Here is a 20,528-nt window from a genome sequence, read left to right as displayed (position 1 = left end):
CCGGGAGTTGACGGGGGTGCGATCGCGTCCCTTAATGGCACTCATGGTTATGAAAGATACTATCAGCAACAAGTTGCAGGAAGCTTTCACGCCGGAAAGCCTGCAAGTCGTCGACGAGTCACATTTGCATGAGGGTCACGCCGGCCATCGGCCGGGCGGCGAGTCGCACTTCCGTGTTTATATCGTGTCTGATGCCTTCAAAGGGAAGACCCGGGTCGAGCGCCATCGCATGATAAATTCGGCACTGGCCGCGGAACTTTCCGGCAGCGTGCACGCGCTGGCGATCCACGCACAGGCGCCTGGGGAACGGTGAAGCTTTCACCCTCCACTGGAGGGGAGAGAAAGTCAAAACGACGTCCCGGCCCTTCTCGGCCGGGGTTCTTCCACCTCGGCCTCGCGCGGCACCGGTGAAATACGGAGTGCCGTGATGCGGTTGCGTTCGCGGCGGAGGACGCGGAAGCGGAAGCCGTGGAACGTAAAACTCTGGCCGCGATCGGGGATCGAGCGTGCCTCGTGGATGACGAGGCCGGCGACCGTGGTCGCCTCCTCGTCGGGCAGATGCCAGTCCATGGCGCGGTTGAGGTCGCGGATCGGCACCGAGCCGTCGACCACGACCGAGCCGTCCGGCTGGGCGCGCACGCCGGCGACCACGACGTCGTGCTCGTCGGAGATGTCGCCGACGATCTCTTCCAGAATGTCTTCCAGCGTCACGAGGCCTTCAACTTCGCCGTACTCGTCGACGACGAGCGCGAAATGGGTCTTGCGGCGGCGGAACGCCTTGAGCTGCTCGGCGAGCGGCCGCATCTCCGGCACGAACCAGGGCGGCAGCGCGATGGTGGAGACGTCGATGCGCGAGGTGTCGCCGTCGGAAGCGCGGATCGCGCGCAACAGATCCTTGGCGTGCAGCACGCCGATGATGTTTTCCGGCTTCTCGCGCCAGAGCGGAATGCGGGTGTATTCGGTCGCCAGCACCTCGCGCACCAGATCGTCCGGCGGCATGTCGGCATTGATCATCATCATCTCGGTGCGATGGATCATGACGTCGGAGACCTGGAGCTCGCGCAAATCGAGCAGGCCGCCGAGCATGTCGCGGTCCTGCTTCTCGACCTTGCCCTCGTGGTGCAGGAGGTCCACCGCGCCGCGCAGGCGCTCGGTCGGCGACAGGATCGCCTGGTGCTCGCCGGCAAGGCCGAACAGGCGCATCAGCAGGCGCACGGTGACTTCGACCACCGTCAACAACGGCCCGAGCACATACATCGTCAGCCGCATCGGCCGCGCCACGGCGAGTGCGACGCGGTCGGGCGCGTTGATGGCGATGGTTTTTGGCAGGACTTCCGCGAAGATCACGACCAGCGCGGTCATCACGCCGGTCGCATAGAGCACGCCGACATCGCCGAACCAGGACGTGAAGATGCCGGTGGCAAGCGCGGACGCCCCGATGTTGGCGATGTTGTTACCGAGCAGCAGCGCGCCGATCAGCCGCTCGCGCATGTCGAGCAGCTGGGAGACGACATCGGCCTCGTGGTGACCTTGTTTGGACAGCCGCAGCATGCTGGCGCGCGAGGCGCCGGTCAGCGCGGTCTCGCTCGCGGCGAAGAACGCCGACACCAGCAGGCAAAGGACGACGATGGTGAATCCGAGCCAGTCCATGCATCACTCGAGTTACTTTTGCGCGTTTTCCGGGCGCGAACCGTATCCACTTCGTCGGAAAACGCTTTTACGAAATAAAGCTCAGCCCGCGCATCAGGCCTTCTGCGCGAGCTTCTCTCTCAGGAACTCGCGCACCGGCGCCGGCTCGACATCCTTCGCGATCACCGCGCGGCCCACGGCCTCCAGCAGGATGAAGGTGAGCTTGCCGCGCCTGACCTTCTTGTCCTGCGCCATCAGCGCCATCAGCGCGTCGGCGTCGGCGAGCCCTTCCTGCGCGAAGCCCGCGATATCGTGCAGGCGCGTCGGCAGGCCGACTTCAATCAGGTGCCGCTCGACGCGCGTGGCATCCGCCTCGCCAATCATGCCGAGCTTCGCCGAAAACTGCGCCGCCAGCGTCATGCCGATCGAAACGCCCTCGCCGTGGAAAAGACGGTCGGAGAAACCGGTCGCTGCTTCGAGCGCGTGACCAAAGGTGTGGCCGAGATTGAGCAGGGCGCGCTCGCCGGTCTCGCGCTCGTCGCGGGAGACGACGCCCGCCTTGGCGCGGCAGGAGGTCGCGATCGCATGCTCGCGCGCCGAGCCGCCCCTGAAGATCTCGGAATGGTTCTTTTCCAGCCAGGCGAAGAAGGCCTCGTCGCCGAGCACGCCGTATTTGGCGACCTCGGCATAGCCGGCGCGGAACTGGCGCGGCGACAGCGTGTCGAGCACGGCGGTGTCGGCAATCACCAGCACCGGCTGGTGGAAGGCGCCGAGCAGGTTCTTGCCCTGCGGCGAGTTGATGCCGGTCTTGCCGCCGACGGATGAATCGACCTGCGCCAAGAGCGAGGTCGGCACCTGCACGAAATCGACGCCGCGGCGCAGGATCGCCGCGGCAAAGCCGGCGAGATCGCCGACCACGCCGCCGCCGAGCGCGATGACGAGATCGTTGCGCTCGATCTTCGCGGCGATCAGGGCCTCGCTGACCTTTTCGAGGCCCGCATAGGTCTTGGAGTTCTCGCCTTCCTCGACGACGATGGGCGAGGTCGGAATGGCGGCGGCCGCGAGCGAGGCTTCGGTCGGCTCAAGCCAGTGTCTTGCAACGGTGCGGTCAGTCACGATGGCCGTGCGCACGCCGGGGCGCAAAGCCGCGATCCGTTCGCCGAGCGAAGACAGCACGCCGCGGCCGATGACGATGTCATAGGCGCGGTCGCCGAGCGCAACATCGACGTTGATGGGATCGGAATGTTTCAACGGCGCAGTCATCGTGCGGCACTCGCAACGTCGGCAGGCGGTGGGGCGGACTGTTCGCCGCAGAGATGGGCGTGCAGCGTCTCGATGCACTCCTCGACGATCTTGTCGTGCGGCACGTCACGCGAGGCAATGGTGAGGTCCGCCTTGCGGTAGATCGGCTCGCGCTCGGTGAGCAGGCGCGTCACCGTCCCTTCCGGATCGGCGGTCCGGAGCAGCGGGCGATCGGCGCGCCGGCGCACGCGGCGCATTATGACGTCGTGATCTGCCCGAAGCCAGATCGAGACCGCCTTGGCGGCGATGCGGGTCCGCGTCTCCTCGCGCATGAAGGCGCCGCCGCCGGTCGCCAGCACCACCGGGCCGCCCTCGAGCAGGCGCGCGATCACGCGGGCCTCGCCGTCGCGAAAGTGCTGTTCGCCATGGCGCTCGAAGATCTCCGGTATGGTCATGCCGGCCGCCGCCTCGATCTCGGTGTCGGCATCGACGAAGGGCAGCTTGAGCCTGACAGCCATGCGGCGGCCGATGGTGGATTTGCCCACCCCCATCATGCCGACGAGCACGATCGAGCGCGCGCCCAGGGCCGACAGGATGTCGGCCTCGGGCGAAGCGGGAATCGGCAACGCGGCGTCGGACATGGATCTCGCTCGATCTGCCGCCAAAGGCGGCATGGTTTGGCCACCTATACGACCCCGCAGGGGCCCTCGCCAGAGGACTCTTGCCACGAAACGGCGAACATGTTGGATGATTTCATTAGTTAATTTGTCTGCCAACGTCCCCGACAGAGACCCCAGACCGATGCCCAGCCTGTTCCGCTTCCTGACGGTCGTCGCCGTGATCGCCGGCATCGTCTATGGCGTGATCTTCGCGCTGGCGAATTTCGTCAACCCGAAGCCGCGGGACATGACGGTGACGATCCCGCCGGATAAGTTTCTCAAGAAATAGCAGCTAGGCTCGTGGGCATGCGCACAAAGCCCTCAGACAGCAAGCTCACCGGCCTGTTCCTCGACATGCTCGCGGCGGAACAGGGCGCCGGGCCCAATACGCTCGACGCCTATCGTCGCGACCTCACCGATTTCTCGGAATTTCTCGGCCGCGTCGGCCGTAGCTTCGCGGATGCGGAGACGCAGGTCCTGCGCGACTACCTCGCCGATCTCGACAGCCGCGGCTTCAAATCCACCAGTGTCGCGCGGCGGCTGTCGGCGATGCGGCATCTCTACCGCTTCCTGCTGAACGAGCGCATCCGCACCGACGATCCCGCCGCGATTCTGTCGGGCCCCAAGCGCGGCCGCGGCCTGCCAAAGGTGCTGTCGATCGCGGATGTCGACCGCATGCTCCGCCGCGCCAAGGAAATGAGCGAGGCGGAAGAGGTATCGCCGTCGAAACGGCTGCGGGCGTTGCGGGTCTACTGCCTGCTGGAGGTGCTCTACGCCACGGGGCTGCGCGTCTCCGAGCTGGTGGCGCTGCCGCGCTCAGCGGCCAAGCGCGATGCGCGCATGATCGTGGTGCGCGGCAAGGGCAACAAGGAACGCCTGGTGCCGCTCAACGAGGCCTCGCGGCAGGCAATGGCGGATTATCTCGCGGCAATGGAAGCTGCGAAGACGGAAAACAAGAAAGGCAGCCTGGCCGCCTCGAAATGGCTGTTCCCCTCCTTCGGCGAGAGCGGACATCTGACGCGCCAGCACTTTGCCCGCGACCTCAAGGAGCTCGCAGTTGCCTCCGGCCTGCAGGCCCGGCTGGTCTCCCCGCACGTGCTGCGCCATGCCTTCGCGAGCCATCTGCTGCACAACGGCGCGGACTTGCGCATCGTGCAGACCCTGCTGGGGCACACCGACATCTCGACCACCCAGATCTACACCCACGTGGTCGAGGAACGGCTGAAGAGCCTGGTGCGCGACCTGCACCCGCTGGCGGAGACATAGGTCTCGCGAGGTGCGTCCGTCTCGCGCTTGGAAGAGAGGGTATTTCCACGGACGGAGAGCCCCCGAGGGGAGAAAGCCCTCACCCGCGCCTTCGGCGCGACCTCCCCCGCAAGCGGAGAGGTGAAGGAAACCGCCTTGACTTCGGCCACATCTCCGCAGAAAGAGCCGTGGCCTCACGACCGATTTGGCCGAGTGCCGCGAGCGCACAAGCCAACTCGTTGAAGAAACTACACTTCTTTCCGCGCCCCAACCTCGCTTCGCTTCTTTCGCCCGGTCCCCCTATACTGAGTTGATGCAAGACCAGATGCGCAGCTATCTCGACTTCGAAAAGCCCGTCGCCGAGCTCGACTCCAAGGTCGACGAATTGCGCGCGCTCGCCGCCTCCGGCACCGACATCAGCGACGAGATCGGCCGGATCGAGGACAAGGCGGCGCAGGCGCTGGCGGACCTCTATACGAACCTGACGCCGTGGCAGAAGACGCTGGTCGCGCGGCATCCGCAGCGGCCGCATTTCAACGACTTCATCAAGGGGCTGATCACCGAGTTCACCCCGCTCGCTGGCGACCGCAAGTTCGGCGAGGACGAGGCGCTGGTCGCCGGGTTCGGCCGCTTCCGCGGCGAGCCGATCTGCGTGATGGGCCAGGAAAAGGGCGATTCCACCGAGAGCCGCATCCGGCACAATTTCGGCATGGCGCGGCCCGAGGGCTATCGCAAATGCGTGCGGCTGATGGAGATGGCCGAGCGGTTCGGCCTGCCCGTGCTGTCGCTCGCCGATTCCGCCGGCGCCTATCCCGGCATCGGCGCCGAGGAGCGCGGCCAGGCGGAAGCCATCGCGCGCTCCACCGACGCGTGCCTGGCGCTGACCGTGCCGAACGTCGCCATCATCACCGGAGAGGGCATGTCGGGCGGTGCCATCGCCATCACCACCGCCAACAAGGTGCTGATGCTGGAGCACGCGATCTACAGCGTGATCTCGCCCGAAGCCGCCTCCTCGATCCTCTGGCGCGACGGCACCAAGGCACAGGAAGCCGCCAACAACATGAAGATCACCGCCCAGGACATGCTCCGCTTCGGGGTGATCGACGCCATCCTGAAGGAGCCGGTCGGCGGCGCCCATCGCGACCCCGCCGCCATGATCGCCACCACCGGCGATGCCATCGCCAAGGCCTTCGACGAGCTCAAAGGCCTCGACGGCGACGCCATCCGCAAGCAGCGGCGGCAAAAATTCCTCGATATCGGCCGGAAACTGGGCTGATTCGGGCCGTTCCAGCGCCCGCGACGGCGGTCTGCTCCCTCCCCCGCCTGCGAAGAGGGTTGGGGGGAGGGTGTCTCCCCTCGCGACATTCCCAGCGCGGCACGAGCCCGCTCCCGGCCTCCCCCGCGGGGGAGGTGAAGTGGCCCCCCGGTAACCCCGCATTAACCCTTTTTTTGCCCAAATCGGCGATCTCAGTGGCAGTTTGGCCGCAAGGCCCAAGTTCCGGCCCAGTTCCAGGTTACGGCCTGATTTAACTCTCTGTTGACCACGCCTTTGGGCCAACGGTCTCGTGATCCCCGCTCGGGTTGCGACCACATGACCCAGAGGTTAGAATTTTAATCAATGGCTTCAGGGCATAAGCGCTGGAGTGTGGTCTGAACGAGCCCGTCACGTCGGGTGGTTGTCCGGTCTGATCATGCGCCAAAAGAATTGGGGTTCGCGCTCTCTGCCCGGCATGGTGTGGGGTCCATCTTGATTTCTCGTTCGCTTGCTCGCGCGCTCTTGGCTTCGGTTGCGCTGATGACGGCCGGCGTCCTGCTGTCCGGCTGCGACACCGACCAGGTCTCGCTCGCGACCAACGCCAAGGCGAACCAGCCGGTGCCGCCAAAACTTCTCGCCGCGATGGTCGAGAAGGACATGGACCTGCAATCGCCGATCCTGGTGCGCCTGTTCAAGCAAGAGGCCGAGCTCGAGGTCTGGAAGCAGACCCGGAGCGGCCAGTTCGCGCTGCTCAAGACCTATCCGATCTGCCGCTGGTCCGGCGATCTCGGCCCCAAGGTGCGCGAAGGCGACCGCCAGGCACCGGAAGGATTCTACTCGATCAATCCGAGCCAGATGAATCCGCAGTCGGCCTATTACCTCTCCTTCAACACCGGCTATCCGAACGCGTTCGACAAGGCGCTGGGGCGCACCGGCTCGCAGCTGATGGTGCATGGCGACTGCTCGTCGCGCGGCTGCTACGCGATGACCGACGAGCAGATCGCCGAGATCTATTCGTTGGGGCGCGAATCCTTCTTCGGCGGCCAGAAGGCGTTCCAGCTGCAGGCCTATCCGTTCAAGATGACGCCGGTGAACATGGCCAAGCACCGGAACAATCCGAACATGGCCTTCTGGAAGATGATCAAGGAAGGCTATGATCATTTCGAGGTGACGCGGCAGGAGCCGAAGGTCGATTTCTGCGAGAAGAAGTACGTCTTCGACGCCGCGAAGCCGGCCGACGCCAAGCGCGATCCGGTGTTCGACGCCTCCGCGAAATGCCCGGCCTATGTGATCCCCGAGGACATCGCCAGCGCCGTGCGCGAGAAGCAGGCGAAGGACGAGGCCGAATACGCCAAGCTCGTCGCCAAGGGTACGCCGGTGGCGCGCATGAACACCGGCATCGACGGCGGCATGAACAAGATCTTTGCCGCCAAGATTCCGGAAGGCTCGACGGGCCTGTCGGAAGGCGCCGAGGGCACCACGCTGCAGATGCTGGCGATGGCGAAGGCGCCCGGCACGATCCCCGGACACGTCAATCCGCCCAAGCCGAATCTCGACGCAGTCGCGACCGCGCCTGCGCCTGCGCAGCAGGAAGAGCCGGTCGTCGCCGTCAGCGCGCCCGCGACCAACACCCGCGTCGCCGCAGCTCAGCCCGCCGAGAAATCGCAAGGCGGCGGCTTCTTCTCCAACCTCGGCCGCAAGATGGGCCTTGGCACCGCCGACACCACGGCGACCACCACGCCTCCACCGCCGCAAGCGACCGCGTCAGTGACGCCGGCTACGACCTCCACGACGCCGCCGACCGCAGCGTCGAGGTTGACGGCTGCCGTGACCCGGCTCGTGCCGGGGCATGACAAGTCCAAGGATGCCACAAAGGATGCGCCAAAGCCGGCGGTGGCCGCCGCCAAGCCGGCAGCAGAGCCGCCGAGGCCGCAGCCTGACACGCGGCTTGCCCAGACGCGTCCTGCGCTGAAGCCGTCCGCCTCGGATGGTGCGAGCGACGGCACCCAGATGGCCGGGGCCGCGCCGGTGGTGCAGTCGAACTCGTTCGACAGCCGCTTTGGGGCGATTAAGTAAGCGGGCGACGGCTGGCGCCCGAGCGCGCCGTCACTGCTGTTTTCTCTGCACCGCACGGTAGGGACCTTGGATCGTGAGCGCATCCGGCACGATGCCGCTTTCGATCCGCTTCCACGTCACTTGCGCAGCAATGGGAAAATTTTCGCGCGCCCGTGGCGAGAAGGTGCCGATCGCGGTGGTGCCGCGGCCGTTACGCAAATAGTCGAGAAAGATGCGGCCGCTCCGCCGGGCCTGGGCCGAGAGTACGTACCGCTCAGGCCGACGCAATGCGAAATCCGCCACGACATCGCGGGCCACGCGATGCGCCCGATCGTGCAGCATTGGCTCGTCGAGCGGGGCCATCAAATGAATGCCCTTGCCCCCGGTCAGCTTGGGCCAGGTCGCAAACCCCTCACGTCTCATCAGCGTGCGAAGCTCCAGGGCGGTCTCAGCCACGACATCCCATTCGACACCGTCGCCGGGATCAAGGTCGATCACGATGCGATCGGCGTGCTCGACATCCTCAACCCTCGAATTCCAGGGGTGCAGCTCGACGGCGCCGAGCTCGACGAGGCCGAGGAAGCCGTCAAGGCTGTCCACCCACAGCCGCGTGCCCTCGCCGCCTTCGCGCTTTTGGATGCGCAGCTGGTGGACCGCTTGCGGGATGTCCTTCGGCAGCGGCCCCTTGTGATAGAACGTCGTGCCGTGCACGTGGCGCACCAGCTTGAGCGGGCGATGCCCCAGATGCGGCAGCGCCTTCTTCCAGACGCGCGTCCAGTAACGCGCGAGCTCATCCTTCGACGGCACCACCGCATCGGGCAGCAGCTGCAGGATATTCTCCCCGGGAACGCCGAGCTTCGGCCGTCCGACGGATGAAGGCACCAACCGTGGCGCCCTGACCTTGCGCGGCGCCAGATCGTCGCGCAGGCCCTTGAACACGGCTTCGCGCAGCAGGCCATCGTCGGTCAGAGCGCCATATTCCACCTCGGCGTTCACCGCCGGTTCGACCCAGGTGGCCTTGGGCTTCTTCACGGGCATGTCGAGCGGAGAGTTGCGCCGGATCAGTGGGTCCAGCCGTTCACGCAATTCACGCGCGGTCGCCTCGGTGTATCCGGTGCGCACCTTGCCGGCATAAAGCAGGCGTCCATCCGCGTGACGCCCGACATAGAGCGAAGCCACCTTCCGCGGGTGCGCGCCCAGCTTCTCGACGAAGGCGACAATCGGAAAGGTCTCGCTCTTCTTGCATTTCAGCTTGAGCCAGGTTTCCTGCCGTCCGGAGCGATAGGGTGCGTCGGCGCGCTTGGCGAGCAGCCCTTCGAGGCCGAGCCTGCAAGCATGGCGAAAGATTTCCTCGCCGTCGGCCTCGACATGCTCGACATAGATGAAAGTCTCGGGCGCATCTTTCAGGAGGCGCTGCAGCAGCTGCTTGCGCTCGACGAAGGCGACGCCGCGCAAATCATGGCCGTCGAGATACAACAGATCGAAGGCATGATAGCGAACGCGGCGGCTCTGCTTGGCGCCGAGTTCGCGCCTCAGTTGCTGGAAATCCGGCAAGCCGCCACTGCCATAGACCACGGCCTCTCCATCGATGATCGCACTCCTGGCTTTGAGCTTGCGCGCGGCGGACGCAATCGACGAGAACTGCTCGGTCCAATCGTAGCCGGCGCGCGAATAGACCGTGGCCGCGCCGGCTTGCAGGTGAGTTTGCGCCCGATATCCGTCGGCCTTGATCTCGAAGACCCAGCCGCGGCCTTGCGGCGGCGTTTCGCGCAGCGTGGGATCGCACGGCGCGATGTAAGACGGAATCGGAGTCTTGCGCACGCCGGCTAGGCGCGACACTCCCGACGGACGCAACGCAACGGCACACATCCCGGATTCAACGCCGCGCAGCAGATTCGTTCCGGTTCGAAACAAAATCGGCTGATGGGCGGCGAAGCCTTTGAAGAGAGAAAGTTTTTCGGAGAGCGCGGCCCCGCGCTGGCCGAGTTTTGGGAAGATGGTCAGCACGCGGTCGACCGCAGAGATATCCTTGCTCGCGAACGAGCCGACGGCGAGATTGTCGCCGGAGTTAACTGCGCTCCACAGAGTGGACCGTCATCGCCCGATGTAATCGGGCGATCCCGCCGCGGCGTACTGGGTCGCCCGGTCGAGCCGGGCGACGACGGCGAAGCGTGAAGCGCGAGCTTCGCGCCTCAGGCGTAATTCGCCTCAAGCATACCGCCCGTGGCAGTGCTTGTACTTCTTGCCCGAGCCGCACGGGCAGTCCTCGTTGCGGCCGACCTTGCCCCAGCTCGCGGGGTTCTTGGGATCGCGCAGCGCCGCGTCAGTGGCCTGCGCGCCGAGCGTGACGCTGGCGAGTGCCATCTCGTCCTCGCCGGTGTTCGGATCGAACTTGTGCGCTTCCATCGCCGGCAGCACCGGAGCTTCCTGCTCCGGCGGGACGATCTCGACCCGCATCAGCTGCGCCGTGACGGCCTCGCGTAGGTGAGCGCTCATCTCCTGGAAGAGGTTGAAGGCCTCGGTCTTGTACTCCTGCAAGGGATCGCGCTGGCCGTAACCGCGGAGGCCGATGACCTGGCGCAGATGGTCGAGCATGATCAGGTGCTCGCGCCAGAGATGGTCGAGCGTCTGCAGCAGGATGGTCTTCTCGACGTAACGCATCACGTCGGGACCCCATTGCGCGACCTTGGCCGCCATGTGCTCGTCGGCCTTGGTCTCGATGCGGTTAAGCAGCTCCTCGTCGGCGATGCCCTCTTCCTTGGCCCATTCGTCGACGGGCAGGTCGAGATCGAGCACGCGCCTCAGCTCTTCCTTCAGGCCGGCGACGTCCCACTGCTCGGCATAGGCGTGCTCGGGCACGTGCTTGGCGACGAGGTCGTCGATGAAGGCGTGACGCATGTCGGTGACGGTCTCGGCGACGCTGTCGTCCTTCATCAGCTCGACGCGCTGGTCGAAGATCACCTTGCGCTGGTCGTTCTGGACGTTGTCGAACTTGAGGAGGTTCTTGCGGATGTCGAAGTTGCGGGCTTCGACCTTCTGCTGCGCCTTTTCGAGCGCCTTGTTGATCCAGGGATGGATGATCGCCTCGCCCTCCTGCAGGCCGAGACGCTGGAGCATGCTGTCGAGGCGATCCGAGCCGAAGATGCGCATCAGATCGTCTTCCAGCGACAGGAAGAACTTCGAGCGGCCGGGGTCGCCCTGACGGCCGGAACGGCCGCGCAGCTGGTTGTCGATGCGGCGGGATTCGTGGCGCTCGGAGCCGATGATGTAGAGACCGCCGGGCTTCTTCACGGTCTTGGCGGGCTTGCTGCCCTTCGCCGGCTCGATCTCGACAGTTTCTTCCGCCTTCAGCACGATGTCGCGGAAATGCGCGATGTCGGCCTTGATCTGCTCGATCTTCTTGGCCCTCTCGGCCTCGTCGGTGATCCCGGCAGTCTCCTGCTGGATACGCATCTCCAGCGAGCCGCCGAGCTTGATGTCGGTACCGCGGCCGGCCATGTTGGTTGCGATCGTGATCGCACCGGGAACCCCGGCTTCGGCGACGATATAAGCTTCCTGCTCGTGGAAGCGCGCGTTCAGCACCGCGAACAGCTTCGACGGCTTGCCCGCGCGGGCGGCGGCATAGAGCTTGTCGAGCGCGTTCTCCTTGCCGAAATCGATCTGCTTGTAACCGTTCTGCTTCAGGAACTCGGCAAGCACTTCCGACTTCTCGATCGAGGCCGTGCCGACCAGCACGGGCTGCAGCCGCGCGTTGGCGCGCTCGATCTCGGCCAGGATGGCGGCGTATTTTTCCTTCTGGGTACGGTAGACCTCGTCGTCCTCGTCGAGGCGCGCAATCGCCAGATTGGTCGGGATCTCCACGACCTCGAGCTTGTAGATGTCGAACAGTTCGTCCGCTTCGGTCGCGGCGGTACCGGTCATGCCCGCGAGCTTCTCATACATGCGGAAGTAGTTCTGGAACGTGATCGAGGCCAGCGTCTGGTTCTCGGGCTGGACCTGGACGTGCTCCTTGGCCTCCAGCGCCTGGTGCAGGCCCTCCGAATAGCGCCGGCCCGGCATCATGCGTCCGGTGAACTCGTCGATGATGACGACCTCGCCGTCGCGGACGATGTAGTCCTTGTCCCGGGTGAACAGCGTGTGGGCGCGCAGCGCCTGGTTGATGTGGTGCACGACGGAGACGTTCTCGACGTCGTACAGCGACTCGCCCTTGAGCTGACCGGCATCGCGCAGCAGCGTCTCGATCTTCTCCATGCCGGCTTCGGTCAGCGTCACCGTGCGCTGCTTCTCGTCGACGTCGTAGTCGGACTTGTCGAGCCTGGGCAGGAAGCCGTCGATGGTGTTGTAGAAGTCGGAGCGGTCGTCGAGCGGCCCGGAGATGATCAGCGGCGTGCGCGCTTCATCGATCAGGATGGAGTCGACCTCGTCGACGATGGCGAAGAAGTGCGGCCGCTGGACCATGTCCTCGAGCCGGTACTTCATGTTGTCGCGCAGGTAATCGAAGCCGTATTCGTTGTTGGTGCCGTAGGTGATGTCGCAGGCATAGGCGGCCTTGCGCTCGGCATCGTCGAGGCCGTGCACGATCACGCCGGTGGTCATGCCGAGGAAGGCGTAGATCTGGCCCATCCAGCCGGAGTCGCGGCGGGCGAGGTAATCGTTGACGGTGACGACGTGGACGCCCTTGCCGGCGAGCGCGTTGAGATAGACCGCGAGGGTCGCGACCAGCGTCTTGCCTTCGCCGGTCTTCATCTCGGCGATGTCGCCCTCGTGCAGCACCATGCCGCCGATCAGCTGGACGTCGAAATGGCGCTGGCCGAGCGTGCGCTTGGCGGCCTCGCGCACCGTGGCGAAGGCGGGCACCAGCAGGTCGTCCAGGGTCTTGCCCTCGGCGAGCTGCTTCCTGAACTCGGTAGTGCGGGCCTTGAGCGCCTCGTCGGAGAGTTTCGAGACCTCGGGCTCCAGCGCGTTGATCGCGTTGACGCGGGACTGGTATCCCTTCACCCGCCGGTCGTTGGCGGAGCCGAAAAACTTGCGGGCGAGCGCGCCGATCATGCCTGGTTCCTGTGTTCGCGATTCAACCGCGTTGGGCCTAAGAAGTTGTCACCCGCCGGCCTATCAACTCACCGTGACGCCCGATGACGTCAGAGCCCGGACTGCGGGGGTCATCCGCCATATGGGTGGGAATTGGGCAAGTCTGGGTTCAACGGCCAAAAACGCAGCAAAATAAACGCCATCCCCATGGACGCGACCGGGCAGAGATATGGCCCGGTCATGGCCTTGTCAACGGCGGGCGCGTTGCGGCTAATTCATCATTTTGCCAGACTTTTCGCGTTGCCAAGCCCCCCTGATTGGGCGAGTGTCCGCCCCGCTCGAGCAGCCCCCTGCTTCAACAAAAGGATTTTCCATGACCACCTCGTTCCCGGTAACCAAAACCGGCCTGCGCTTCGGCCTCGCCACCGCCCTCGTGGGCTGCCTTGCGCTGGCGCTGATCGCGGGTCCCGGCCGGGCTGCCGACGATCCGGTCCTGGCGAAGGTCAATGGAGCTGAAATCAAGAAGAGCGACGTTGCCATGGCAGAGGAGGAACTCGGGCCGAGCCTCGCCCAGATGGACCCGGCTACCAAGGACGAGAACGTCCTGTCGTTCCTGATCGACATGAAAATCGTGTCCAAGGCGGCCGAGGACAAGAAAGTCGCCGACAGCGAGGAGTTCAAGAAGCGTCTGGCGTTCGCCCGCAACCGCCTGCTGATGGACAGCATCCTCGCCAACGAGGGCAAGGCCGCCACCACGCCGGACGCCATGAAGAAGGTCTACGAGGAAGCCTCCAAGCAGATCACCGGCGAGCAGGAGGTGCGCGCCCGCCACATCCTGGTCGAGACCGAGGACGAGGCCAAGGCGGTGAAGGCCGAGCTCGAAAAGGGCGCCGATTTCGCCGAGCTCGCCAAGAAGAAGTCCAAGGATCCGGGCTCCGCCGACGGCGGCGACCTCGGCTTCTTCACCAAGGAGCAGATGGTGCCGGAATTCTCGGCCGTCGCCTTCGCGCTCGAGCCGGGCAAGATCTCCGACCCCGTGAAGTCCCAGTTCGGCTGGCACATCATCAAGGTCGAGGAAAAGCGCGCCCGCAAGGCGCCGGACTTCGAGCAGGTCAAGGCGCAGATCGAGAACTACGTCACCCGCAAGGCTCAGGCCGACTACGTCGCCAAGCTGCGCGCCGAGGCGAAGGTCGAGCGGCTGGATCAGCCGGCGGCGGACGCCAAGCCCGCCGACGCGGCCAAGCCCTCCGACAGCAAGATGGCGCCGCCGGCGAAGAAGTAAGAATTCGCTGTCACTTCGCGGACGCCAATAGTATCTAACGTCGCAATGGCCGGGCCTAAAGTGCGAAGCACGTCTTTGCACTTGATGGCCCGGCCATCTGCATGTCCAGACCCACCAAGGCGCCCCACGATGTCCTCAGCCGTCTCCCCGCTCGCCCCGCAACACGTTCCCGACATGCCCGTGATCGCGGGCATCCGCCTTGCGACGGCCGAGGCCGGTATCCGTTACAAGAACCGTACCGACGTGCTGCTGGCGGTGATGGACAAGGGCACGGCGGTCGCCGGCGTGTTCACCAAGTCGAAATGCGCTTCGGCGCCCGTGGAGTGGTGCCGCGCCAGACTGAAGGGCGGCAAGGCGCGCGCGCTCGTCGTCAATTCCGGCAATGCCAATGCCTTCACCGGCAAGACCGGTCGCGCCTCCACCGCGCTGACCGCGAAGATTGCGGCCAAGGCGGTCGGCTGCAGCGAGGGTGAAATCTTCCTGGCCTCGACCGGCGTCATCGGCGAGCCGCTGGATGCGACCAAGTTCGACGGCGTGCTGGGCCGCCTCGCCGAGACCGCCGAACCCGGCGACTATCTCGCCGCGGCCAAGGCCATCATGACGACCGACACCTTCCCGAAGGTCGCGACCGCGACCGTCAAGCTCGGCAAGGCCAAGGTCACCATCAACGGCATGGCCAAGGGCGCCGGCATGATCGCACCAGACATGGCGACGATGCTGTCCTTCATCTTCACCGACGCGCCGATCGCGCCCGCAGCGCTGCAGGCGCTGCTCAAGGCCGGCGTCGAGGACACCTTCAATGCGGTGACGATCGACGGCGACACCTCGACCTCGGACACCCTGCTGGCGTTCGCCACCGGCGCCGCCGCCGAGCACGGCGCACCCAAGATCAGCCGCCCCAGCGATCCCAGGCTGAAGGGCTTCGTCAAGGCGTTCAACCAGGTGCTCGCCAACCTCGCCGAGCAGGTCGCCCGCGACGGCGAGGGCGCGCGCAAGCTGGTCGAGATCACCGTCGAGGGCGCCAAGACCAAGGCCTCGGCGCGCAAGATCGCGATGTCGATCGCCAACTCGCCGCTGGTCAAGACCGCGATCGCCGGCGAGGACGCCAATTGGGGCCGCGTGGTGATGGCCGTCGGCAAGGCCGGCGAGCCGGCCGATCGCGACAAGCTCTCGATCTCCTTCAACGGCATCCGCGTCGCCAAGAGCGGCGCGCGCGATCCGTCCTATGACGAGGCGCAGGTGTCGGAGGCGATGAAGGCGCCGGAGATCGCGATCAAGGTCTCGCTCGGCCTCGGCAAAGGCCGCGACCGCGTGCTGACTTGCGACCTCACGAAGGAATATGTGGCGATCAACGGAGACTATCGATCGTAGTTGCAATCGTCATCGCGGGGCGCGCCAAAGCATGGCCGATCTCAAACTGACTCTGGTAGTGGCCTGCGCGCTGGTCGACGCCGACAAGCGCGTCCTGATCGCGCAGCGCCCCGAAGGCAAGGCACTGGCTGGCCTGTGGGAATTCCCCGGCGGCAAGCTCGAGCCGGGCGAACGGCCGGAGCAGAGCCTGATCCGCGAGCTGCATGAGGAGCTCGGCATTACCGTCGCCGAGCCGTGCCTGGCGCCGCTCACCTTCGCCAGCTACGGCTACGAGACGTTTCATCTGTTGATGCCGCTCTACATCTGCCGGCGCTGGGAAGGGATGGTCACCCCACGCGAGGGCCAGAACCTCGCCTGGGTCCGCGCCAACAAGCTGCGCGACTACCCGATGCCGCCCGCGGACATCCCGCTGATCCCGCATTTGATCGATTTGCTGATGTGAGCCCGGCAGGCTCACGACAAACGACTCACTCTTTCCCCGCCTTCTTCACCGCCTCCGCCAGGCTTGCTTTCGCCGACCCCGGCTTGAGCGGTTGCTGCTGGCTCGCATGCGGCGCCCATCCGGAGAGCCAGATGATGTCGAACGTCGCGCGGATGCGGCCATCGGCATCGGCAAAGCGCCCGGCGTAGATCTCGGCCATCCGCAGCAGCGTCGCGCGGCGCGTCGGTGTACGCCGGCGCTCGAGCAGAACATTGGCCGCGCCCATGCGGCGGAGATCCTGCATCAGCGCGAACGCATTGCCATAACGCACCACGACGCGATCGACATCGGTTACCGGCAACGCAAAGCCCGCCCGCTGCAACAGCGCACCGATGTCGCGCAAATCAGCGAACGGCGCGACACGCGGCGACACGCCGCCCTCGCATTCGGCCTCCGCCGCGGCAAAGGCCTGCCGCAGCTCGGTCAAGCTGTCGCCGCCGATCATCGCGGCGAGCAAGAGCCCGTCCGGCTTCAGCGCCCGACGGATTTGCGCGAGCACGCCCGGCAGGTCGTTGACGAATTGCAGCGCCAGCGCCGAGACGACGAGGTCGCGGCTTTCCGGCGCGAAGGGCAGTTTTTCCACGCCGGCCGCATCGAGCGCGACCCGTTCGATGGAAGGCAGGCGCGCGCGCAGCGCGGCGAGACCGTCACCGGGCGTCCAGAGATCGGCCGGGGCGTGAAACTCCCGCATCACGGCCGCCAATCGGTCCGACAAGTCCTCGGCGACCCGGTCGAGCAGGAAGCTCACGGCGCCCTGCCCTTTCGCGCGCCGTTGCCTCGCATGCAGCAAGGCGCGATCGAACAAAGCGGGCGGAGTCTGGGGGTTCTGGGCCATGCCGCTGGTTACGCCGATCTCCACTGTTCTGGCAATCCGCTGCGTGCAGCGCTAGCCTCCCCTCATGGAAGCCAACGCCGCCCCTTCCCGTTCCATCTCCGCACCACTGCGTGCCGCATGGACGGCCGGCCGCCATGTGCTGTCGCGCGCGGCGCGGCTAGCGCTGGACATTGCGCTGCCGACGCTGTGCGTATCCTGCCGCGAGCCGGTCGACGGCGAGGGCGTTTGCGCTTCGTGCTGGGCGCGGCTGTCGTTCATCGAACGGCCGTATTGCCCGCGGCTCGGCATCCCCTTCGTTTACGACCCCGGCCCCGACATGCTGTCGATGGAGGCGATCGCGAGCCCGCCGGCCTACCAGCGGGCGCGCGCGGCGGTGCGCTATGACGACGTCGCGCGCACGCTGGTGCATGCGTTGAAATATCAGGATCGCACCGATCTGGCGCCGGCCATGGGCCGCTGGATGGCGCGCGCGGGCGGCGAGCTGCTGACGGGCGCCGACATGCTGGTGCCGGTGCCCTTGCATTGGCGGCGGGCCTGGCGCCGGCGTTACAACCAGTCCGGAGCGCTGGCGCGCGTGATCGAGCGGCAGAGCGGCGTCAAGGTGCGGGGCGACGTGCTGCAGCGAGTCCGTGCCACCGAGCAGCAGATCGGCCTGTCGCGGGCCCAGCGCGCCACCAATGTGCAGGGCGCATTCCAGGTATCTCCGGACCGTCAGGCCGAGGTCCAGGGCCGCCGCGTCGTGCTGGTCGACGACGTCCTGACCTCAGGTGCGACATTGGATGCCTGCGCGCGCGCCCTGCTCCGCGCCAAGGTAGCCCAGGTGGACGTGCTCGTGTTCGCCCGGGTTGTGGAGGTCAGGTGAAGTCCCATATAATTCAATGAATTCATGACATGAGAGCGCCGGACGAGATGACTGCTGCTGTCGAGATCTATACCAGGCCGGGCTGCGGCTATTGTTCCGCCGCGAGGTCCCTGCTGACCCGCAAGAAGGCGACCTTCACCGAGTTCGATGTCGCCAAGAACCCGTCCTGGCGCCAGGAGATGTACGACCGTGCCGGCGACGGCTCGACCTTCCCGCAGATCTGGATCGGCGGCACCCATGTCGGCGGCTGCGACGATCTCTACGCGCTCGATCGCGAGGGCAAGCTCGACGGCCTGCTCGAAAGCGTGAAGGCGGTATCATGAGCGACAACAGGACCTTCACCGCCGCGATGGTGCAGATGCGCACCGGCCTGTTGCCGGAGCCCAGCCTCGCGCAGGCCACCAGGCTGATCCGGCAGGCTGCGGCGGGCGGCGCCGACTACGTGCAGACGCCCGAAGTCAGCAACATGATGCAGCTGAACCGCAAGGCGCTGTTCGAGCATCTGCAGAGTGAGGAGGACGACACCTCGCTGAAGGCCTACCGCGCGCTCGCCGCGGAACTGAAGATCCACATCCATGTCGGCTCGCTGGCGCTGCGCTTCTCGCCGGAGAAGGCGGTCAACCGCTCCTTCCTGATCGGGCCCGAGGGCAATGTGCTCGCGAGCTACGACAAGATCCACATGTTCGACATCGAGCTGCCGGACGGCGAGAGCTATCGCGAATCCGCCAATTACCAGCCGGGCGAGACCGCCGTGATCTCCGACCTGCCCTGGGGCCGGGTGGGCTTGACGATCTGCTACGACGTGCGCTTCCCCGCGCTCTACCGCGCGCTGGCCGAGAGCGGCGCCCACTTCATCACCGTGCCCTCCGCCTTCACCCGCAAGACCGGCGAAGCGCATTGGCACGTGCTGCTGCGCGCCCGCGCAATCGAGACCGGCTGCTTCATCTTCGCCGCGGCGCAGGCCGGCAACCACGAGAACAAGCGCGAGACCTATGGTCACTCGCTGATCATCGATCCCTGGGGCGAGATCCTCGCCGAGGGCGATGTCGAGCCCGGCATCATCATGGCCAAGATCGATCCGGCCAAGGTCGAGACCGCGCGCCGCGCGATCCCGTCGCTCCAGCACGGCCGCCGCTTCGGCGTCGCCGACCCCAAGGCCGGGCCGGACCATCTGCATCTCGTACGGGGATCGGCATGATCCGCTACGCGCTCCATTGCGACCGGAACCACGCCTTCGAAAGCTGGTTCCAGAGTTCGTCCGCCTATGAGTCGCAGGTGAAGCGAAAACTCGTAACCTGCCCGATCTGCGGCTCGGCCAAGGTCGACAAGGCGATCATGGCGCCGCGCATCGTCGGCAAGAAGGGCCGCGGGCGGGCGACACCGCCGCCGGAGCCGGTGGCTGCAACCACGCCCGAGGCTGCGCCGTCAGGGCCGACCTCGCTGCTGATGGCGCAGGAGCGCGAGCTGCGCGCCAAGCTGAAAGAGCTGCGCGACCACATCGTCAAGAACGCCGACAATGTCGGCGAGCGCTTTGCGAACGAAGCGCGCGCGATGCATTACGGCGACAAGGAGCACCGCCCGATCTACGGCGAGGCGTCGCCGGAAGAGGCGAAGTCGCTGATCGACGAAGGCATCGAGGTCTCGCCGCTGCCGACGCTGCCGGAAGACCGGAATTAGGCTCCCACCAGCACCGCCACGCCGATCACGATCAGTGCGATGCCGAAAATCTCGCGCGGCGCGATCGGCTGCTTGAACGAGTAGTAGGCCACGGCTTGCGCGAACAGCACCTCGATCAAGGCGAGCGTGCGGACATTGGCGGCGGCCGTCAGCGCGAAGGCCAGAAACCAGAACTGCGAGGCGAAGGCGCCCGTGAAGCCGGCAAGCATCGACGGCCGCCACAGTCCGAGGATGCCCCGCAGCACGTCCGGCGCGCGCCAGAGCAGGTAGATCGTCAGCACCAGCGTCTGCACGAACAGGCCGAGCACCAGCGTAAACGAGGCGGCCGTCACGAACGACACGTTCGGCACCGTGATGATCGCGCCGCGAAAACCGACCGCCGACAGCGCGAATGCCGCAGCTGCGACAAGGCCGGTGATGGTCGGCTTCAATTCCGCAAAACTCTTCTCGCCGCCGGGGCGCAGCGCGGTGATGACGACACCGACGGTCGCGATCACGATCGCCAGCACCTTGAGCCAGGTCAGATGATCGCCGAGAAAGACGAAGCCGAAGATCGCGGTCTGGATCGCCTCGGTCTTGAGGTAGGCCGTGGTCACCACGAAGGATCGGTCATTCATCGCAAGCAGCATCAGGCCGGTCGCGACGATCTGGCTGAGCGCCCCGAGCAGCAACCACGGCCAGAACACGGCCGGCGGCATGCCGATATGATCGCCGGTCGCGACCAGCACCACGCCGAGGAACAGCAGCGAGAACGGGAAGCCGAACAGGAAGCGGATATTGGTCGCGCCCCAGGTCCCCAGCGGCTTGGTCAACGACCGCTGCATCGCATTGCGCGCGACCTGGCCGAGCGCAGCGATGACCGTGAAGGGAATCCAGAGGCTGGCGACGGTGAGCATAGGTTGGGTGG

The 20,528-nt window shown here is 65.9% G+C and carries 19 protein-coding genes; 12 read left to right on the top strand and 7 right to left on the bottom strand.

Going from position 1 to position 20,528, the window contains the following annotated elements; genetic code table 11:
• Nucleotides 1-43 precede the first annotated feature (43 nt).
• The gene (locus ACRQ5Q_RS02785; protein ID WP_439399966.1) at nt 44-313 is read left to right on the top strand and encodes a BolA family protein; all 270 of its coding nucleotides are present in this window, start codon (nt 44-46) and stop codon (nt 311-313) included.
• Nucleotides 314-345: 32 nt separating this feature from the next.
• Here the strand turns inward: ACRQ5Q_RS02785 and ACRQ5Q_RS02780 are convergent, their stop codons facing one another.
• From ACRQ5Q_RS02780 to ACRQ5Q_RS02770, 3 genes are all read right to left on the bottom strand, one after another.
• Nucleotides 346-1,650: an HlyC/CorC family transporter gene (locus ACRQ5Q_RS02780; protein ID WP_439372577.1), complete on the bottom strand. Its 1,305-nt coding sequence runs from the start codon at nt 1,648-1,650 to the stop codon at nt 346-348.
• 93 nt (nt 1,651-1,743) lie between these two features.
• Nucleotides 1,744-2,892, bottom strand: a complete 1,149-nt coding sequence (gene aroB, locus ACRQ5Q_RS02775) for a 3-dehydroquinate synthase (protein WP_439395902.1) — start codon at nt 2,890-2,892, stop codon at nt 1,744-1,746.
• A complete protein-coding gene (locus tag ACRQ5Q_RS02770; protein WP_439372575.1) occupies nt 2,889-3,512 on the bottom strand; it encodes a shikimate kinase in 624 nt (207 codons plus the stop codon). The genes aroB and ACRQ5Q_RS02770 overlap by 4 nt, the downstream gene beginning before the upstream one ends.
• A gap of 160 nt (nt 3,513-3,672) precedes the next feature.
• On the opposite strand from ACRQ5Q_RS02770, the gene ACRQ5Q_RS02765 reads away from it, so the two are divergent.
• The 4 genes from ACRQ5Q_RS02765 (at nt 3,673) to ACRQ5Q_RS02750 (ending at nt 8,106) form a co-directional block, all read left to right on the top strand.
• Complete coding sequence (locus ACRQ5Q_RS02765) at nt 3,673-3,819, top strand: histidine kinase (RefSeq protein WP_283022976.1); 147 nt, start codon at nt 3,673-3,675, stop codon at nt 3,817-3,819.
• A gap of 17 nt (nt 3,820-3,836) precedes the next feature.
• A complete protein-coding gene (gene xerD / locus ACRQ5Q_RS02760; protein WP_439395901.1) occupies nt 3,837-4,796 on the top strand; it encodes a site-specific tyrosine recombinase XerD in 960 nt (319 codons plus the stop codon).
• 292 nt (nt 4,797-5,088) lie between these two features.
• Nucleotides 5,089-6,051, top strand: a complete 963-nt coding sequence (locus ACRQ5Q_RS02755) for an acetyl-CoA carboxylase carboxyltransferase subunit alpha (RefSeq protein WP_439372573.1) — start codon at nt 5,089-5,091, stop codon at nt 6,049-6,051.
• A gap of 519 nt (nt 6,052-6,570) precedes the next feature.
• On the top strand, nt 6,571-8,106 hold the full coding sequence (locus ACRQ5Q_RS02750) for a L,D-transpeptidase family protein (RefSeq protein WP_439372572.1): 1,536 nt from the start codon (nt 6,571-6,573) through the stop codon (nt 8,104-8,106).
• Between the two features lie 30 nt (nt 8,107-8,136).
• On the opposite strand, the gene ligD is transcribed toward ACRQ5Q_RS02750, so the two are convergent.
• Both ligD and secA read right to left on the bottom strand, forming a co-directional pair.
• A complete protein-coding gene (gene ligD, locus ACRQ5Q_RS02745) occupies nt 8,137-9,954 on the bottom strand; it encodes a DNA ligase D (RefSeq protein ID WP_439399965.1) in 1,818 nt (605 codons plus the stop codon).
• 339 nt (nt 9,955-10,293) lie between these two features.
• Complete coding sequence (gene secA / locus ACRQ5Q_RS02740) at nt 10,294-13,134, bottom strand: preprotein translocase subunit SecA (protein ID WP_439395899.1); 2,841 nt, start codon at nt 13,132-13,134, stop codon at nt 10,294-10,296.
• A 352-nt stretch (nt 13,135-13,486) separates the two neighbouring features.
• On the opposite strand from secA, the gene ACRQ5Q_RS02735 reads away from it, so the two are divergent.
• The 3 genes from ACRQ5Q_RS02735 (at nt 13,487) to ACRQ5Q_RS02725 (ending at nt 16,208) form a co-directional block, all read left to right on the top strand.
• Nucleotides 13,487-14,395: a peptidylprolyl isomerase gene (locus tag ACRQ5Q_RS02735; protein ID WP_439372568.1), complete on the top strand. Its 909-nt coding sequence runs from the start codon at nt 13,487-13,489 to the stop codon at nt 14,393-14,395.
• 129 nt (nt 14,396-14,524) lie between these two features.
• Complete coding sequence (gene argJ, locus ACRQ5Q_RS02730) at nt 14,525-15,766, top strand: bifunctional glutamate N-acetyltransferase/amino-acid acetyltransferase ArgJ (RefSeq protein WP_439372567.1); 1,242 nt, start codon at nt 14,525-14,527, stop codon at nt 15,764-15,766.
• Nucleotides 15,767-15,797: 31 nt separating this feature from the next.
• Nucleotides 15,798-16,208 carry a (deoxy)nucleoside triphosphate pyrophosphohydrolase gene (locus ACRQ5Q_RS02725; protein ID WP_439372566.1) on the top strand — a complete coding sequence of 137 codons (411 nt, stop codon included), beginning with the start codon at nt 15,798-15,800 and terminating at the stop codon, nt 16,206-16,208.
• Between the two features lie 25 nt (nt 16,209-16,233).
• Here ACRQ5Q_RS02725 and ACRQ5Q_RS02720 read toward each other — a convergent pair whose 3' ends face one another.
• Nucleotides 16,234-17,082: a methyltransferase domain-containing protein gene (locus tag ACRQ5Q_RS02720; RefSeq protein ID WP_439375781.1), complete on the bottom strand. Its 849-nt coding sequence runs from the start codon at nt 17,080-17,082 to the stop codon at nt 16,234-16,236.
• A 64-nt stretch (nt 17,083-17,146) separates the two neighbouring features.
• On the opposite strand from ACRQ5Q_RS02720, the gene ACRQ5Q_RS02715 reads away from it, so the two are divergent.
• From ACRQ5Q_RS02715 to ACRQ5Q_RS02700, 4 genes are read left to right on the top strand one after another with little or no spacing between them, the layout of a single operon-like run.
• A complete protein-coding gene (locus ACRQ5Q_RS02715) occupies nt 17,147-17,944 on the top strand; it encodes a ComF family protein (protein ID WP_439395897.1) in 798 nt (265 codons plus the stop codon).
• A gap of 47 nt (nt 17,945-17,991) precedes the next feature.
• A complete protein-coding gene (gene grxC, locus ACRQ5Q_RS02710) occupies nt 17,992-18,267 on the top strand; it encodes a glutaredoxin 3 (protein ID WP_439372564.1) in 276 nt (91 codons plus the stop codon).
• Complete coding sequence (locus tag ACRQ5Q_RS02705) at nt 18,264-19,142, top strand: carbon-nitrogen hydrolase family protein (RefSeq protein WP_439372563.1); 879 nt, start codon at nt 18,264-18,266, stop codon at nt 19,140-19,142. Before grxC ends, ACRQ5Q_RS02705 begins: the two co-directional genes overlap by 4 nt.
• Nucleotides 19,139-19,621: a DUF1178 family protein gene (locus tag ACRQ5Q_RS02700; protein WP_439372562.1), complete on the top strand. Its 483-nt coding sequence runs from the start codon at nt 19,139-19,141 to the stop codon at nt 19,619-19,621. Before ACRQ5Q_RS02705 ends, ACRQ5Q_RS02700 begins: the two co-directional genes overlap by 4 nt.
• Here the strand turns inward: ACRQ5Q_RS02700 and ACRQ5Q_RS02695 are convergent.
• Nucleotides 19,618-20,517, bottom strand: a complete 900-nt coding sequence (locus tag ACRQ5Q_RS02695; RefSeq protein ID WP_439372561.1) for an EamA family transporter — start codon at nt 20,515-20,517, stop codon at nt 19,618-19,620. The genes ACRQ5Q_RS02700 and ACRQ5Q_RS02695 overlap by 4 nt on opposite strands.
• Between the last annotated feature and the right edge of the window lie 11 nt (nt 20,518-20,528).

It is taken from the genome of Bradyrhizobium sp. PMVTL-01, from assembly GCF_051861855.1.
GTDB lineage: Bacteria > Pseudomonadota > Alphaproteobacteria > Rhizobiales > Xanthobacteraceae > Bradyrhizobium.
The sequence above is the reverse complement of the archived record's forward strand: the minus strand, read 5'-3'. Positions and strand labels throughout refer to the sequence as shown.

Coding starts and splice junctions, on each gene's coding strand:
- ACRQ5Q_RS02720 (WP_439375781.1), bottom strand. CDS start 17,082: ATGGCCCAGAACCCCCAGACTCCGCCCGCTTTGTTCGATCGCGCCTTG.
- ACRQ5Q_RS02765 (WP_283022976.1), top strand. CDS start 3,673: ATGCCCAGCCTGTTCCGCTTCCTGACGGTCGTCGCCGTGATCGCCGGC.
- ACRQ5Q_RS02770 (WP_439372575.1), bottom strand. CDS start 3,512: ATGTCCGACGCCGCGTTGCCGATTCCCGCTTCGCCCGAGGCCGACATC.
- aroB (WP_439395902.1), bottom strand. CDS start 2,892: ATGACTGCGCCGTTGAAACATTCCGATCCCATCAACGTCGATGTTGCG.
- ACRQ5Q_RS02725 (WP_439372566.1), top strand. CDS start 15,798: ATGGCCGATCTCAAACTGACTCTGGTAGTGGCCTGCGCGCTGGTCGAC.
- ACRQ5Q_RS02785 (WP_439399966.1), top strand. CDS start 44: ATGGTTATGAAAGATACTATCAGCAACAAGTTGCAGGAAGCTTTCACG.
- xerD (WP_439395901.1), top strand. CDS start 3,837: ATGCGCACAAAGCCCTCAGACAGCAAGCTCACCGGCCTGTTCCTCGAC.
- grxC (WP_439372564.1), top strand. CDS start 17,992: ATGACTGCTGCTGTCGAGATCTATACCAGGCCGGGCTGCGGCTATTGT.
- ACRQ5Q_RS02695 (WP_439372561.1), bottom strand. CDS start 20,517: ATGCTCACCGTCGCCAGCCTCTGGATTCCCTTCACGGTCATCGCTGCG.
- ligD (WP_439399965.1), bottom strand. CDS start 9,954: ATGTGTGCCGTTGCGTTGCGTCCGTCGGGAGTGTCGCGCCTAGCCGGC.
- ACRQ5Q_RS02715 (WP_439395897.1), top strand. CDS start 17,147: ATGGAAGCCAACGCCGCCCCTTCCCGTTCCATCTCCGCACCACTGCGT.
- argJ (WP_439372567.1), top strand. CDS start 14,525: ATGTCCTCAGCCGTCTCCCCGCTCGCCCCGCAACACGTTCCCGACATG.
- ACRQ5Q_RS02705 (WP_439372563.1), top strand. CDS start 18,264: ATGAGCGACAACAGGACCTTCACCGCCGCGATGGTGCAGATGCGCACC.
- ACRQ5Q_RS02735 (WP_439372568.1), top strand. CDS start 13,487: ATGACCACCTCGTTCCCGGTAACCAAAACCGGCCTGCGCTTCGGCCTC.
- ACRQ5Q_RS02755 (WP_439372573.1), top strand. CDS start 5,089: ATGCAAGACCAGATGCGCAGCTATCTCGACTTCGAAAAGCCCGTCGCC.
- ACRQ5Q_RS02780 (WP_439372577.1), bottom strand. CDS start 1,650: ATGGACTGGCTCGGATTCACCATCGTCGTCCTTTGCCTGCTGGTGTCG.
- secA (WP_439395899.1), bottom strand. CDS start 13,134: ATGATCGGCGCGCTCGCCCGCAAGTTTTTCGGCTCCGCCAACGACCGG.
- ACRQ5Q_RS02750 (WP_439372572.1), top strand. CDS start 6,571: ATGACGGCCGGCGTCCTGCTGTCCGGCTGCGACACCGACCAGGTCTCG.
- ACRQ5Q_RS02700 (WP_439372562.1), top strand. CDS start 19,139: ATGATCCGCTACGCGCTCCATTGCGACCGGAACCACGCCTTCGAAAGC.